Here is a 15,474-nt window from a genome sequence, read left to right as displayed (position 1 = left end):
GCGGTTTGGGATGGTGGGCTCCATGCATGCAAAGGACATCCTCATCGACGGCTACGGCCGCATCCAGGAAGAAGTCCATGCCGCCCTCGACGGCCTCGGACCGGACGAGCTGAACCACCGCCCCGCGCCCGACGCCAACTCCATCGCCTGGCTGGTCTGGCACCTGACCCGGGTGCAGGACGACCACATCGCGGATGCCTTCGACCTCGACCAGGTGTGGCTGGGCCAGGGCTGGGAGAAGCGCTTCGGCCTCGATCTGCCGCCCCGCGACCACGGGTACGGGCACACCCCCGCGAAGGTCGCCAGGGTCACCATCGACTCCGCCGACCTGCTGACCGGCTACTACGACGCCGTCCACGAGCAGACCCTCGGGCAGCTGCGCTCGCTCGCCGCCAAGGATCTGGAACGCGTCGTGGACGAGCGCTGGGACCCCCCGGTCACGCTCGGGGTGCGCCTGGTGAGCGTCCTGTCCGACGACCTTCAGCACATCGGACAGGCCGCCTACCTCAGGGGGCTCCTTCAGAGCGCCGCGGCGTAACCCGGCAGGACGACGTCCTCGATGAGGGCCTTGCGCTCGTCGAACGGGATGAACGCGCTCTTGACGGCGTTCACCGTGACCGTGCGCAGGTCCTCGACCGTCCAGCCGGCCTCCTCCACCAGCAGGGACATCTCCCGGGTCATCGTCGTGCCCGACACCAGACGGTTGTCGGTGTTGAGGGTGACCCGGAAGCCCAGGTCCTTCAGAGCCGTGATCGGGTGCTCGGCGATCGAGGTGGCGCAGCCGGTCTGCAGGTTGGAGGTGGGGCACATCTCCAGGGCGATCCGGCGGTCGCGCACCCAGGACGCGAGCCGGCCGAGCTTGCCGGCCGCGAGGTCGGGGATGTCCTCGGTGAGGCGCACGCCGTGGCCGATGCGCTGGGCGCCGCACACCTGCAGGGCCTGGTGGATGCTGGGCAGGCCGTGCGCCTCACCGGCGTGGATCGTGAAGGGCACGCTCTCGCGGCGCAGGTGCTCGAAGGCGGCCAGGTGGTCGGCGGGCGGGAAGCCGTCCTCGGCGCCCGCGATGTCGAAGCCGACGACACCGGCGTCCCGGTAGGCCACGGCCAGGTCGGCGGCCTCGCGGACCCGGTCGAACATCCGCATCCCGCACAGCAGGGTGCCCACCCGGACCGGGGTGCCGGCGGTGGCCGCCTTGGCCATACCGGCGGCGAGACCCTCCTGGACGGTCTCCACGACCTCGCTCAGCGACAGCCCGCCCCTGGTGTTCAGCTCGGGGGCGTAGCGCACCTCGGCGTAGACGACACCGTCGGCGGCGAGGTCCAGCACATACTCCTCGGCGGTGCGCAGCAGGCCCTCGCGGGTCTGCATGACGGCGAGGGTGTGCTCGAAGGTGGCTATGTAGCGGACCAGATCGCCGGAGTTGGCGGCCTCGAAGTACCAGGCGGCCAGCTCGTCGGGGTCGGTGGTGGGGAGGGTGTGGCCGATCTCCGCGGCGAGTTCGACGACGGTGGCGGGGCGCAGGCCACCGTCGAGGTGGTCGTGCAGCACGGCCTTGGGCAGGCGGCGGATCACATCGGTATCTACGCGCGTAGCAGTCATGACGGGTCTTTCCTTGAGCAGGCGGTTCGAAGCGGCGAGGAGGGATCAGTCGGCGGGCTGGAGCAGGTCCCAGCGGTTGCCGTACAGGTCCTGGAAGACGGCGACCGTGCCGTACGGCTCGTGCCGCGGCTCTTCCAGGAAGGTCACACCGGCCGCGACCATCCGTGCGTGGTCGCGGGCGAAGTCGTCGGTGTGCAGGAAGAACCCGACACGGCCGCCGGTCTGGTCACCGACACGGGACCGCTGGGCCTCGTCCTTGGCGCGGGCGAGGAGCAGCCCGGTGCCGGCCGGGACCGCGTTCCGGCGCTCCGGGTCCGGCTCCACGACGACCCAGCGGGAGCCGTCGGGGCGCGGGGCGTCCTCGGCCAGCCGGAATCCGAGGGCCTCGGTGTAGAAGCGGATGGCCTCGTCGTAGTCGTCGACGACGAGGGTGACCAGGGCGACGCGTCGCATCGGGACCTTCCGGTGATCGGACCTTCCGGTGGGGGTGGTTAGCGGGTGAGGTTATACGTAAAACTTCACGGGCGCCAGTCGTTGTTCTACGCGCGTTGCCGTGGGGCTTCGACGAGAAGTCCGCGCACGCCGGGCGTCAGGGCCTCTCGTCGCCCTGAGCGACCTCCACCCGGTGGTGGAAGTCGGCCATGCCGACGGCCGAGGCCACACAGGAGACGGCGGTACAGGCGATGAGCAGGCCGGCGATCGTGCGGCCGGCTCGGGGCACGTAGGGCGCGGCCAGCAGGGCCTGGACGCGCTGTGGGACGGGGCCCGTGGTCGCGGCGGGCGCGAAGTCGGGGCGCCCTGAGGGGGCTGAGCGGGCCGCCTGTCCGGCGAGGGCCGCGCGGGCGATGGCCCGGGCGGTCAGCCGCCGGTCGCCGACCCGGGTGGCGGCGGCCTCGTCGGCGGCGCGCTCGGCGGCGAGGCGGATGGTCTCGCGGACCGGGCGCAGTGCGGGGTGGCAGTGCGCGGCGAGTTCGGCGGCGACGAGGAAGTAGTGATGGTGGCCGTCGTTGTGCGCCCGCTCGTGCGCGAACAGCGCCTCCCGCTCGGGGCCGTCCAGGCTGCGCAGCATCGCGGTCGTGACGACGATGCGGTGCGGGCGGCCGGGCAGCGCGTAGGCGTCCGGGCAGGGCGAGTCCACCACGCACAGGTCGCCGGCCGACGGTCCGCGCACGGCCTGAGTGCGGGCGGCGCGGAAGGCGCGGCTCTGGCGCAGCACCGAGCGGACGAGGGTCCAGCCGCAGACGGCGAGGGCACCGACGGAGGTCGCGGCGGCGGGCAGGACGACGAGGTCCGAGGCGGTGCGAAGCGGGTGGATCAGCTGGCCGACCGCGGCGAAGAGCGGGATCTTGAGCAGCCCGATCAGGACGAACGAGCCGAGCGCGGCCAGTGAGCAGCCGGCGAGGACGGCCGCGCTCGCGGTGACGGCCCACAGCGCGGCGACCGGGGCCAGCCGGCCCAGGGCCCGGCGGGCCAGGGCCGGCAGGGCGATCGGCAGCAGCAGGGGCAGCAGAAGCAGTGCGGTCATCGTTCGTCGGGTTCGAGGAGGTCGCGCAGGATGCGTTCGTCGTGGGGGCTGAGCTGGGCGACGAAGCGGGCGAGTACGGTTTCGCGGTCGCTGTCGCGGTCCAGCTCACTGTGCATCCGGCGGGCGGTGAGGCCGTGGGCGTCCCGGACGTCCCGGACCGGGAGGTAGGCGTAGCCACGGCCCTGGCGGTGCCGCTCGACGACCCCCTTGTCGTGGAGGCGGGTGAGGATCGTGGTCACCGTCGTACGGGCCAGGTCCGCGCCGAGGCTCCGCTGGACCTGGCCGGGTGTCTGGGGCGCGGCGGCGGCCCAGAGTGCGGCCATGACACTCGCTTCGAGTTCACCGGCCGGCCGGCGCTCGTCCTTCGCCTCGGTCATGGAACGTTCCTCACCCCGTCTTCGTCAGCGGCCCGGGCGACCGTCTACACGATGGTAGTCAATCAAGCCTTCGTACGGCTGTGCCCCCGCGCACCATTATGGGCGGACCGCTCGTCCGGGGGCCGCCGCCCGCGAGACGGGGCCCCCGGCGTCTCAGCCCGCGGGGGCGTGCAGGGTGTCCAGGCGTGCCAGTTCGTCCGCGGTGAGCCGCAGGGCGCCCGCGGCGACGTTCTCCGCGAGGTGGTCCGGGTTTCCGGTGCCGGGGATGGCGAGCACGTGCGGGCCCTGGTGCAGAGTCCAGGCGATACGGATCTGCGCGGGGCTCACGCCGTGGGCGCGGGCGATGTCGCGCACGGTGTCGTCGTGGGTATCGGTCGCCGCATGGGCCCCGGCCTCTCCGGCGACGGCGAAGAACGGCACGAAGGCGATGCCGTGTCCGCCGCAGAGGCGCAGCACCTCGTCGGCCACGGGATCGGGGCGGTCCAGCGCGTACCGGTTCTCCACGGACACCACGGGGGCGATCTCCAGCGCCTCGGCGAGGTGGCGCGGTTCGACGTCGGAGACCCCCAGGTGCCGGATCAGTCCGGCCTCACGCAGTTCGGCGAGCGCCCCGAAGTGTTCGGCGACGGAGTCCTGCCCCATCCGGCGCAGATAGACGACGTCGAGGTGGTCACGGCCGAGCTGGCGCAGGTTCTCCTCGACGTGACCGCGCAGCTGGTCGGGCCGGGCCGCGGTGCCCCACTCCCCGTAGTAGTCGCGGAACGGGCCCACCTTGGTGGCGATGACCAGGCCGTCGGGATACGGGGCGAGGGCGGTGTTGATCAGTTCGTTGGCGGAGCGGGTGGCGGAGAAGTAGAAGGCGGCGGTGTCGATGTGGTTCACGCCGAGTTCCACGACCCGGCGCAGCACGGCGATCGAGCGTGCGCGGTCGCTGGGTGTACCGAGGTGGAAGGCGGCGCTGCCCGTCAGCCGCATGGCTCCGAAGCCGATGCGGTGGACGGGCAGGTCGCCGAGTTTCCAGGTGCCGGAGGCATCCGCGGTGATCGTTTCAGCGGTCATCGGCGGAGTCTCGCACAAGCCCTGGAGCGCGTGCCGGTGAATCCGGTAAATCCGGTGAATATCGCATGAGTTCGGGGCCCACCGGCGGGTGCCCCGCAGCCGGTGGTGGGTCAGTGTGCGGCGCGCAACAGGTCGAACAGGTCGTGGCCGGCGGCACTGTCGCGGGCGGCGCGTTGCGGGCCGGTCGCCGTGGCGGCACGCGGGCCCCGGGGTACGAGGGCGAGCACTTCGAGCAGGGCGCGCTCTCCCACGTTCTGACGGTCGTACCGGGCGGGGTCGGCGACGAAGGCGAGGGTCGCCGCGGCCAGCACGCCTGGCACGTCGCTCCGTTTGGAACGGAGCCCGGCGGCGAGCCGCGCGCTCGCCCCGGGGAGTTCGGCCGGGCGCCGCAGACCCACCAGGGACCTCAGGCGGGCTCCGCCGAGTTCTTCGAAACCCTCGCCGATCAGTGCCTGCACCACGGCGTGCGCCTCCGCGTCGGCACAGCCGGGCAGGGCGGCCGGGCCGGCGTCGAGCGCGGCCCGGCACACCCGCACCCGGACGGCCCGCGGCGGATAGTGGGCGCCACCGTCCGAGGCCGCGGGGTGGGCGGCGAGGGCGTCGTCCAGGGCCAGGACATACGCCTCGCCGCACGCCAGAGTCGCGCACAGGTCCGCGAACACCTCACCCATCCAGCCCTGCCACTGTGCCAGCCGCCCGGCGGGCAGTCCCGCCCGCTGTCGCAGCCGGGTACCGAGCACGGCGGTGAGACCGAAGTCGTCCTCGATGTGGTGACCCGTCTCATGGGCGACGGCGAGCACCGAGGGCAGATGATGGCTCGCCGGCCAGGGGATTCCGATCACCGGGAACGGCAGGTGTGCTGCCGCCCGGCGTCCGGCGAGGGTGCGCTGTGCCCCCGAGGGCAGCAGTTCCTCGAAGGCGCTGCCCCGAGCGGCGGCGAACGGCACCGGGTGGCGGTCGAGGAAGGTGAGCGGCGGTTCCCTGAGCGCCAGGTGGGCGGCGGCCGACCGGCGCACCGGGTCGTAGACGGCCCAGGCCAGTTCGTCGGCCACCGACAGGAAGCGCCGTTGGTGCGGAATGTGCCGGACCAGCAGCTTGGTGCGGAAGAAGTCCCACAGGTGATGGAGGTCGAGAACCAGCTCGGGAGCCCTTTCCCGCCGCTCGGCGGCGGGAAGTCCGGTCAGCCGCTCCAGGGCCCCCGAGACGACCCGTACGGCGCTCTCGATCTGCGACTGGTGCTTCTCCAGGGCGCCCCCGTCCGCGCCTGCCCGCGACCAGTCGGCCAGCTCCGCATGCAGTCCGGCGACCAGATGCCGTGCCTCGGCGTCGCGGCGCGCCCGGTGTCCGGCGTCGGCGGCCAGGGCGTGGTCCGTCGCGGCGCCGCTCATGCGCTCGTCGTCTCCCGTCCGTGGTCGGGCTCCGACAGGTACAGCGCGGCCGGGCTGGCGAACAGCGAGACGCAGTGGCGCTCCAGTTCGTCCTCCCCCCAGCCGGCGAGGCCCGAGAAGGGGTCGCGGCCGCACAGTTCCTCGTACAGCCGCAGCAGTGGAGTCTCCGCTCGGACGGCCTGGGCCACCAGGTTCGTCTGGGCGTTCCGGCCGGCCGCCAGCAGGCCCACGCCGAGCACGGCGGGAGCGTGTCCGGAGGAGAACAGCGACGCGGCGAAGAGATTGCGCAGGGCCAGTTGCAGGGGGATGTCCGCCGGCGAGGCCGGCCGGGGCGGATCGAGCACGACGAGCGGCTGGGTGCCCGGCTCGAACTGCCGCAGCCATTCGACCAGTCTGCCCGGATCGAGGTCGGCTCCCGTGGCCGTCCGGCTGAGCCGTTCCCTGGGGCTCAGCTCGCCGAAGGACAGGTCGAAACAGGGGGTGGCACCGCCGCGCAGGCGCAGAGGCGCCGTCACATGGAGGACCGCCGGCGGTTCCTTGAGCCTGGGCAGGCTGCCGGGCGAACGGACGTCGCGGGCGAGGACGTCGCGGGTGGTGTAGGCGTGCAGCACGGAGCGCGCGTAGGCGTACCCGGACGTCGCGAAGGAGCTGTTGTCGGCGGGTGGGTCGCAGGCGACGACCACCGCCCTCGGGCCGGTGCCTTCCCGGACCCGCCGGCGGGCGGCCTGGACGAGTTGCAGGGCCGCCCAGGCCCCCTCCACGGACAGGACGCCCAGCGGCGAGACCCCGGCGGCGACGCCGAGGGCCATCTGTGTGAAGGCACCCCAGACGCCGTCGGTCACCACCTTGGTGTCCGAGCGGCTGTTGAGTGCCGACTGCACGGCCCTGACATCCGCGATCTCCGCTGCCTGGGGCAGCGTGCGGTACAGGGCCGTGCGCTTGTACGGGAAGAGGAGTTCCCAGGGGAAGGCGAGCAGCCAGGGCTCGTCGGCCCGCACCTGCAGGGCGCGTACGGGCTCGGTGCCCGGCGTCGTGTGGTGCAGCAGGGCGACATGGGCGGCCACGGCTTCCTGCCAGTTGACGGCCAGGGACTGGGCCATGGGCATCAGGGCCAGGGCCCCCGGCCGCCCGGGATCCACGCGGTACACGTCGTCGTGGGCCGACGAGAGGACGACGGACGAGGACACAGGCCGCGGTCCCGGCTCCCGTGCCGGGTAACCGAGCGCCTCGGCCATCACGGCCGCGCCCTGTTCGAGCAGCTTGTCCTCGTTCACCGAGGCGGTGGACCGCAGGATCCGGCACGCCCAGAACGACGGCCGTTGCACCTGGCTGAGCGGCTCGGCGGCGGCGCGCAGCAGGGTTCGCCTGGCCTCCGTGTCCGGCTCGGTCGTGGCGACGAGCCAGTGGGCGGTCGCACGGAGCAGGGGTGGCGCGTCGTCGGCCCGGTGGTACAGCGACCAGCCGGGCTCGCGCTCCGGTGCGCCGCCGCAGCGGATCTGGGCCTGGGCCCACATCCACTTCGGCAACGGGTCGCCGCCGGCCGTGTCGTCCAGCGCCGAGCAGGCCCGGGCCACCAGCAGTGCCGCCGCCTCCGGCCGCCCGCAGACCCGCTCGAACTCCGCGAACAGGGCCAGCCGCACCTGGTGGTCCAGGTCGTCGGCCTCTTGCTCGATCAGCGCGGCAAAGGCCGGCCGGAGCAGGTCGAGTTCGGGCACCGGGTGCTCCGGGGTGGGGCACAGGCTCAGCCCGGCCAGCACGGTCAGCCGGTGTCCCGGTGACCGCACCTCCGCGAGCGCCTCGGCCAGTTCGGCGGCGCGGGAGGGATCGGCGAGCACCGCCGCGACGCCGCCGTCGAGCAGGTCCTTGCGGGAACGCAGCGGTACGTCGAGCACGTCGGCGTCCGGTGTCTCGTGGCCCAGGCCGGCGAGCACGTTCCAGAGCAGGGCCGCCTCGACGGCGTGCTCCCCGCCGGTGTCCACGGTCCGCAGCCGCTGCAGGGCGTGCGCCGCCCGGCGCAGGTCGCCCACGTCACGGGCGAGGAACCGGGCCTGCTCCAGCAGGCAGCGAGGGTGGCCGTCCGGGTAGCCGAGGTCGCTCCAGAGCGCGGCGGCCCGGGCGAAGGAGCGCTCGGCGCTGTCCACGGCCAGCAGCCGGCCCTGGAGCATCCCGCGTTGCAGGGCGATCTCGGCCAGACACCCGTATCGGGTGGAGTCGTCGATGCCCTGGGCGACGCTCTCGGCCCGGTCCAGCGCCTCGAAGGCGGGCCGGGACCTGCCCAGCAGCTGGTGGGCGCGCGCCGTGTGCAGGCATGCGTCGACCCCCTCCGCGGGTGTCAGCGCATCGAGATCGATACTCTCCAGCCGGTGCAGCGCCGAGGCCGGTGCGACACCCCGGAGTTCCGCGCCGACCAGGGCCAGCAGCGCCCGGTTCCACAGTGCCTCGGGCGACCCGGTGGTCTCCCCGCGCTCCCTGACCAGCTCCAGCAGCAGGGCGACCGCCTCGTCGGCCCGGCCGTGTTCCTCCAGGACCCGGGCCAGCACCGTGGAGGCATCGGTCAGCCGCCCGATGTCCTCCGTGTGCCGTGCCGTCGACACCCAGGTCCGGTAGGTGTCCATGGCCCCGGGGGCGTTCAGCTGGAGCCGGGCGACCGTCAGGAGCAGTTCCAGTGACCGTCGCGCCGTACCGCCGATCGAGGTCTCGGGCACGGAGGGAATGAGCCGTGCCGCCTCGTCGAGGTCTCCTCTGCCGATCAGGAGCAGCGCCCGCAACCAGACGTCGGCACCGGCCAGTTCGATCGGCTCGTCGGACTCCCGGACCAGCCGGTCGACGACCGCCAGATGACGCTCCACCTCGCTCCAGGCCGGGTCCGAGGGACTGGCGAAGGCGCGCAGGGCGGTGCCGTGGCTGCTCAACACCCCCATGGCGACGCCCAGATGGGCATGGACGACCGCCGCCAGGTCGATCAGGGGCCGCCCGTCCGACCGCAGCCGGGGCTGCCCGCCCTCCAGGTACTCCTCGCCCAGCACCTCCTCACAGAGTTCCCGGACGAGTTCCAGGTCCTGCCGCTCGCTCGCCGCCAGGATCTGGTCGCGCCACCACCGCACCGCCCCGGGGTCCCCCGCCTGGAAACGGTGATAGGTGGCCTCCCGCAGACAGGCGCCGTACTGCTCGGAGTCGGCCTCGGCCAGGGCGTCGAAGTGGGCGGCGAACGCCCGGTGCAGTTCGGCGAAGACCGGATGGTCGGAGACCAGTAGCCGCATGGGCGCCAGGACGTTCGTGTGGAAGACCACCGTGTCGTCGTCGCCGGAGTGCCTGGAGACCCAGGAGGACTTGGCCGCGTAGGCGAGGAGCCGCTGCCAGGCCCGCTCCAGCTCCAGGTCCGTCGGCTCGGCAGCGACGAAGGGGAAGACGTCGTCCCGGCCCCGCAGATGGTGGTCGTCCCGGCGCGGGTCGTCCACGTCGGACCGGTCGGTGATGCCCTTGGCCAGCCAGGACCGCATCACCGTGAACACGTCCTTCTTGTGCAGGCGCCGGGGGATCACGCCGTACCGCAGCAGCCAGCGCACGGCTCGGTCGTCGATGCGCTGCACCACCCGCTCGATGAGGTAGCGCACGAGCGGCCCGTCGCAACCGGCCAGTTCCTCGGGGGTGATGTCCGGGTCCTGCTCGACGACGTCGGCCAGCAGGGCGAGGTGGAAGGGCAGTCCCCGGGCCTTGTCCGTGGCGACGCCCACCAGGCCCGGGTCGGTGATGCCGCGCACCCGGGTCAGATACGCCCGGGACCGCGCCTTGGTGAAGGGCCGCACCAGGATGTGCTCGACCTTGTCCCCGGGGAACGCGCTGAGGGCCTTGGGGATGCTCGCCTGCAGGTTGTAGCGGCCGGCCAGGATCAGCCTGAGTCCCGGGCAGCACTCCAGCAGGGACGCGAGCATGCCCAGCATGCGTTCCGCTTCGGGGTGGCCGTGCAGCAGCAGCTCCTCGGTGGTGTCGACGACCAGGAGGGCCGGTTTGCCGGCCAGCGCCGGATTGAGGCGGCCGGCGAAGGCCGCGAGGAGTTCGGCCTCGACAGCCGCGGTGTCCAGGTGGTCGGCGGCGCCTGCCACGTCGTGCGCCGGCGCGGAGGGCCGGCGGTCCAGGAGGATCCGGTAGACGTCGTACCCGGAGAGCGACTCGAAGACCCCGCCGGGCAGCCGGCGGCCGAACTGTTCGGCGATCTCCAGGAGCAGCAGCCAGGGGTGGCGGCCCACCGTGTGCGGATTGACGACGTCGAAGTCGATGCGGGCGCAGGGAACATCGCGGGGGGCCGGCACGCAGTACCTGGCCACGAGCCAGCGCAGCAGCATCGTCTTGCCGCGGCCTCCGGGGGCGTACACATGCCACACCCTGCGCCGTCCGCAGAGCAGTTCCTCGGCGTCGTAGGTCAGTCGCTGGGGCTGGAGGAACTGGGCGGAGCGGGCGTAGTCGGCGGCCCAGTGGTCACGTGCCCGCACGTAACCGGCGCGGTCGATGCCCAGATCGGTGATGCCGGGCACGGCGTGGGGCAGCCGGTCGGCGTCTCCGAGCACCTCCACGAGGTCCTGGCAGGCGGCGAAGTCACGGCGTTCGTCGGCTTCCGCGAACCGCTCCTCGAACAGGGCCAGGGCAGCCTCGGGGTCCGGCAGCAGGAGGTGCCGTACGGCTTCGGCGTGGTCGCCGGACGCCTGGTGGTGGGCGGCGATGCGCCGTTCCAGGTCCAGCAGTTCGGGCGAGAGCGGATCGTCCTCGGCACCGGGCCGGATCCAGTCCAGGAAGTAGGCGGCGCGGTCGTCGTCCGGCAGGCCGTACGTGCCCGGTGCACCACCCACGGGGTGCACGGCGCCCTCGTGGATCAGTTCGTCCAGCGCGGGCGGCCGGCCGGGCCCGTGTCCGGTGGCGGCAGGCCTCAGGACGGCCCGGTACAGGGTGGGGTCGAAGGTGCGGGCGACGGCGCAGACCCGCAGCACGGCGGCCCACTGCGGCGGGCGCAGGGAGCGGGTGATGGCTTCCAGGCTCTCGCCGGCGGCGAGCCGCCGGGTGATGTCCGCGAGGGCGTCCGTCATCGGATGGCTCCCTGTGCTCCGGCCGCACGCCACTCGGGGATCAGCCGCGTGAGGGTTTCGAAGGTGTCGACCCCGAAGTGCGAGCCCATGACGGCGCGGCAGGACTCCAGCAGGGCCACGGTCGGCTCGTCCGCGGGAACGCCCAGCCGCCGTGCGTAGGCCCGGGCCAGCCGCAGGAACTGTTCGCTGCGGAAGTCGCCGACGCTGACGCGGCCCAGCATGTGCGAGTCGGCCTCGGGCAGCACCTCGTTCAGCCAGGCGTCCCGGGCGACCAGGATGAGGCGCAGCGGGGCGGCGCGGCCGTAGGCGATCGGTTCGACGAGCCCGCGGTACAGGACGTCGACGAACGCGCCGCGCATGATGGTGTCGGCGTGGTCGAGCGCGACGACCATGGGCCGTCCGGCGGCCGCGGTCTGCAGCGCGTCGAGGAACGCCGCCATGATGCGGTCCTTCCGCTTGTCGTTCGGATCACCCTTGTCGTCGTCGAACGGCTGCCACCGGTCCTCCTCGGGTTCCGGTTCGTCGGGCAGGACGCCCGATCCGGCACAGCGGTTGAGTACGGCGTTGAAGGTGCCGAAGGCGGTCTCGGGAAGCCGGCACAACTGGCGGGGTGAGGTGGCCTCCTGGCGTATCAGCCGAAGCGCCGACAGCCAGTCCTTGTGCCGGGTGGGCCGCCCGGCCGCCTGGTGGTCCAGGGGTGGTTCGAGTGGTTGTCTCAGGTCGACCGAGACGATGTGGTGCCCGCGCAGGAACCAGGTGACCAGGCACCAGTTGGTGAGCCAGGTCTTGCCGGTGCGTTCGCCGTCGGTCTGGGACTTCCCGCCGATGACCAGCACCGGCCGGTCGGTTCCGCGCGGGGCGAGCGCCGGGTCGTCCAGCGCCCACCAGGCGCGGCGGCGCTCCTCGGGGCGTCCCACGAAGCGGCCCAGTTCGACGTACTGCTTGCGGGTGCCGAGGTCCTCGGCACAGGTGCCCGGCGGGACCCGGCGTTCGATGGGCACGACCTGGTCCGGAGCGGTGCGGGTGAGGAGCACCGGCAGGGCCCAGGAACCCTGTCCGGGCGCGCGCTTGGCGAGGGCGGCGCGTGCGGCGGCCACCGCCTCGTCCACGCCGGGAACGCGGCACAGTTCGGTGTAGAACATCTCGGAGAACACGACCGCGGCGTCGGACTCGATGTCGTCCTGCATCGACACGACGGCTCTGGTGCCGGCGTCCAGGAAGGCCTGGGCCATGCCGCCGATCCAGTCGGCGGGGTCCGCCTTGCCCAGGTGGCAGGCGTTGAGCACCACCAGCGGGGGCTTCCATGCGGTCAGGTCGGCGACGTCGCCCGGTTCGAGCTCCCACTCGCCCGTGCCCTCGCGGGCCTGCGTGGTGAAGGCGATGACGGGGCTGCCGGTCCCGGGGCGGGGCATGCCGTGGCCGATCATGTGCAGCACGTGGGGGCGTAACTCGTCGACGCGGTGGGACAGTTCGGCCGCGTCGCCGGGGTTGTCGAGCACTTCCAGATGGGCGCGGCCCGGGACCGCTTCCAGGGCGCCGGAGATGGCGGCGATCTCGTGTTCGGCGAGCAGCCGGTCGTCCTGGGCCCCGTGACACACGACGACGAGCACCCGCAGTGGCCCGAGTTCGCACGGTTCCGTGGGGGCCTCGGCGTCTTCGGCGTCCTCAGCGCCGCGCCTCCATCTCAGTTCCGGCCGGCGCCACAGCCACCGACCGCGGTGCCGCAACAGCTCCCAGGGCAGGCAGCGCAGTGCGAGCGACTCGATGTCCAGCCGGACGCGCAGCGGCGGGCGTCCGCCGCAGCCGGTGCGCAACTCGGCCCATGCCCTGGCGAGTTCACCGCCGAGCAGGGCGGTGTACAGCCGCTCGCCGACCTGTTCGCGATCGTGCTCGCCGACTCCGCGGTCGAAGACCGTCAGGAGGTCCTCGGTGCGCCCCAGGTCGCCCAGTGCGGCGGATGCCACCGGACGCCCGTCCACCGCGAGTTGTACGATGGCGGGCTCCGCGCCGTCGGCCTCGCCGACCAGCCGCAGCACCGCTTCCACCGGCGTCTTCACCGTGCCGTGTGCCATGGTGCCCCCGCGGACGTCAGCGCGCGGCTTCGCCGGGCAGCGGTTGTTCGTCCGGCGGCACCTGCTCCAGTACGGCCGCCGGATCGTCCTGGGCCTCCTCCAGCAGCACCGGCGGGACGGGTACGTCCGCGGCGCCCCGGCCAGGCCGGCGGGGGCCGTAGTCCTTCTTCACCCTGCCGAACCAGCCCTTGCGGAGCCGGACCACCCGGTAGAAGGGGGTGACGTCGGTGGCGAGCCACTCCAGGCCGATGTGCCGGCGCCAGGCGACGGCCGTCGCCGCCGAGAGGTCCGCGAGCGCGGGCTGTGCGGACAACGCGCCCGCCTGAAAGCGCAGTTCGGCCTCGCTCGCGCCGTCCGCAGCGGTGAGCACGAGGCCCGAGCGGGCCCCGACGACGTCGGTGACGGCGAGCAGGTTCTCGTCCCAGTCGGCCCAGCCGCGGCGCACGAGGGCCGCGGTGAGTGCCCGGGTGTCCTCCACTCCGGTCTCGGTCAGACCGCGGTAGACGACGAGTGCGCAGTCGCCCCTCTCGAAGCCGACCCGGGCGCCGACGTCGCCGGTCGCGAGGGAGGTGAAGCCGTCGGCGGCGGTGCCGGCCGCCTTGAACGTGACGGAGGCGGAGCCCTGGGTGTCATAGGTGTAGTCGTTGTGCGGGGTGCCGGGACGCGAGGCGAAGGGAACGGCCCGGCCCGCGAGGGAGCCGGCCGTGCGCAGCTGGCCGTCGGCGCTCTCCAGGACCTGCCCCGGCTCGACCCGCCGGGAGAGGGGCCAGGACACCCACCAGGTCCGCCACACATCACGCACGGCATGCCGGTACAGCTCGTAGGAGTCCTTCATTCCGCCCCCCGTGGAACCCGCCCCTGTGTTGCCCCGGCAGCGTACTGCGCCACGCGCCGACAAGTGACCCTTCGTGTCAACTCCGTTACGCGGTAACGTTTCCGCTGCCGGGCGGGCCGACCGGACTCAGCCGAGCGGCTTCTCCAGCACCGCCTTGCGGTGGCTGAACGTCTCGATGGAGTAGCGGCCGTGGTAGCTGCCCATGCCACTCTCGCCCACACCGCCGAACGGCAGGTCGGAGACGGTGAGATGGGCGAGGGGCAGGCCGTAGCCGAGGCCGCCGGAGGAGGTCTCGGCGGCGATGCGCGCACGGGTCGCGTCGGACTCGGTGAAGACGTACAGCGCGAGCGGCTTGTCGCGGTCGTTGATGAAGCCGATCGCCTCGTCCAGGCCGGGCACGGTGACGACGGGCAGGATCGGGCCGAAGATCTCCTCCTGCATGACGGGCGACTTCGGATCAACGTCCACGAGGACGGTCGGCGCGATGTACTTGGCCGTACGGTCGCTGTCGCCGCCCACCGCCACCCGGCCGGAGCCGAGCAGGGCGCAGAGCCGGTCGAAGTGCCGCTCGTTGACGATCCGGCCGTACTCCGGCGCCTTGGCCGGGTCGGCGCCGAAGAGTGCCTGGACCGCGCGGACCAGTGCGGGTTCCAGGGCGGCGGCGGTCTCCGGGTCGGTCAGGACGTAGTCGGGGGCGACGCAGGTCTGGCCGGCGTTGAGGAACTTGCCGCGGGCGAGCCGGTCCGCGACCACGTCGAGGTCGACGCGCCGGTCCACGAACACCGGGGACTTGCCGCCGAGTTCGAGGGTGACCGGGGTCAGGTGCTCGGCGGCGGCGCGCATCACGATGCGGCCGACGGTGCCGTTGCCGGTGTAGAAGATGTGGTCGAAGCGCTCGGCCAGCAGGGCCGTGGTCTCCGGGACGCCGCCCTCGACCACGGCGACCGCGTCGGTGTCCAGGTAGGCCGGGATCAGCTCGGCCAGGACGGCCGAGGTGGCCGGGGCCAGCTCGCTCGGCTTGGCGACGACCGCGTTGCCGGAGGCCAGGGCGCCGGCCAGCGGGGCGAGCAGCAGCTGCGCGGGGTAGTTCCAGGGGGCGATGACGAGGACGACACCGAGGGGGTCGTACTGCGTCCAGGCGCCGGCGTCGGCGCCGAGGTGAGCGGGGACCGGTGCGGGCTCGGGGCGCAGCCACTCCTCGATGTGGTCGAGGGTGTGGTCGATCTCGCGGATGGCGAAGTCGATCTCGGTGCGGTAGGCCTCGGTGCTGCTCTTGCCGAGGTCGGCGTGGAGGGCGGCGGCGAGGTCGGCGCCGCGCTCGGTGAGCATCGCGCGCAGCCGGCGCAGCTGGCCGGTACGCCACTCGACGGGCTTGGTGCGGCCGGTGGCGAAGGTGGCGCGCAGCCGGGCCACGGTCTCGGCGGGCTGCTCTATGGCGGGGTGGTTCACGGATGCCTCGCTGATGGTGCACGGGCTGGTTCGGCCCGAGCCTAGGTCTCAGTGGATGCATATGCCAACCTTTCAGGTTCTCAAGTTCATTC

11 protein-coding genes are annotated in these 15,474 nt (G+C 72.9%); 1 reads left to right on the top strand and 10 read right to left on the bottom strand.

Going from position 1 to position 15,474, the window contains the following annotated elements; all coding sequences use genetic code 11:
* The first annotated feature begins 22 nt into the window (after positions 1–22).
* Positions 23–538: a DinB family protein gene (locus tag AV521_RS05995; protein WP_143658574.1), complete on the top strand. Its 516-nt coding sequence runs from the start codon at positions 23–25 to the stop codon at positions 536–538.
* Here AV521_RS05995 and AV521_RS05990 read toward each other — a convergent pair.
* From AV521_RS05990 to AV521_RS05945, 10 genes are all read right to left on the bottom strand, one after another.
* Positions 520–1,599: an adenosine deaminase gene (locus tag AV521_RS05990; protein ID WP_076084450.1), complete on the bottom strand. Its 1,080-nt coding sequence runs from the start codon at positions 1,597–1,599 to the stop codon at positions 520–522. The genes AV521_RS05995 and AV521_RS05990 overlap by 19 nt on opposite strands.
* A 45-nt stretch (positions 1,600–1,644) precedes the next feature.
* The gene (locus tag AV521_RS05985; RefSeq protein ID WP_076084447.1) at positions 1,645–2,052 is read right to left on the bottom strand and encodes a VOC family protein; all 408 of its coding nucleotides are present in this window, start codon (positions 2,050–2,052) and stop codon (positions 1,645–1,647) included.
* Between the two features lie 136 nt (positions 2,053–2,188).
* A complete protein-coding gene (locus AV521_RS05980) occupies positions 2,189–3,124 on the bottom strand; it encodes a M48 family metalloprotease (RefSeq protein WP_076084444.1) in 936 nt (311 codons plus the stop codon).
* The gene (locus AV521_RS05975) at positions 3,121–3,501 is read right to left on the bottom strand and encodes a BlaI/MecI/CopY family transcriptional regulator (protein WP_076084442.1); all 381 of its coding nucleotides are present in this window, start codon (positions 3,499–3,501) and stop codon (positions 3,121–3,123) included. Before AV521_RS05975 ends, AV521_RS05980 begins: the two co-directional genes overlap by 4 nt.
* A gap of 153 nt (positions 3,502–3,654) precedes the next feature.
* On the bottom strand, positions 3,655–4,560 hold the full coding sequence (locus AV521_RS05970; RefSeq protein WP_076084440.1) for an aldo/keto reductase: 906 nt from the start codon (positions 4,558–4,560) through the stop codon (positions 3,655–3,657).
* Positions 4,561–4,670: 110 nt separating this feature from the next.
* Positions 4,671–5,948 (bottom strand): hypothetical protein, encoded by a 1,278-nt coding sequence (locus tag AV521_RS05965; RefSeq protein ID WP_076084438.1) that lies wholly within the window; start codon positions 5,946–5,948, stop codon positions 4,671–4,673.
* Positions 5,945–11,026, bottom strand: a complete 5,082-nt coding sequence (locus tag AV521_RS05960; protein ID WP_076084436.1) for a hypothetical protein — start codon at positions 11,024–11,026, stop codon at positions 5,945–5,947. The genes AV521_RS05965 and AV521_RS05960 overlap by 4 nt, the downstream gene beginning before the upstream one ends.
* Entirely contained in the window at positions 11,023–13,098 is a 2,076-nt protein-coding gene (locus AV521_RS05955; protein WP_076084434.1) for a CHAT domain-containing protein, read from the bottom strand. The genes AV521_RS05960 and AV521_RS05955 overlap by 4 nt, the downstream gene beginning before the upstream one ends.
* A gap of 16 nt (positions 13,099–13,114) precedes the next feature.
* The gene (locus tag AV521_RS05950) at positions 13,115–13,933 is read right to left on the bottom strand and encodes a hypothetical protein (protein WP_076084432.1); all 819 of its coding nucleotides are present in this window, start codon (positions 13,931–13,933) and stop codon (positions 13,115–13,117) included.
* Between the two features lie 126 nt (positions 13,934–14,059).
* On the bottom strand, positions 14,060–15,382 hold the full coding sequence (locus AV521_RS05945) for an aldehyde dehydrogenase family protein (protein ID WP_076084430.1): 1,323 nt from the start codon (positions 15,380–15,382) through the stop codon (positions 14,060–14,062).
* Positions 15,383–15,474: the final 92 nt, after the last annotated feature.

The sequence above is a fragment of the Streptomyces sp. IMTB 2501 genome (genome assembly GCF_001953885.1).
Taxonomy (GTDB): Bacteria; Actinomycetota; Actinomycetes; order Streptomycetales; family Streptomycetaceae; genus Streptomyces.
Note: the sequence above shows the minus strand (reverse complement) of the source record. Positions and strands in the feature narration are given on the sequence as shown.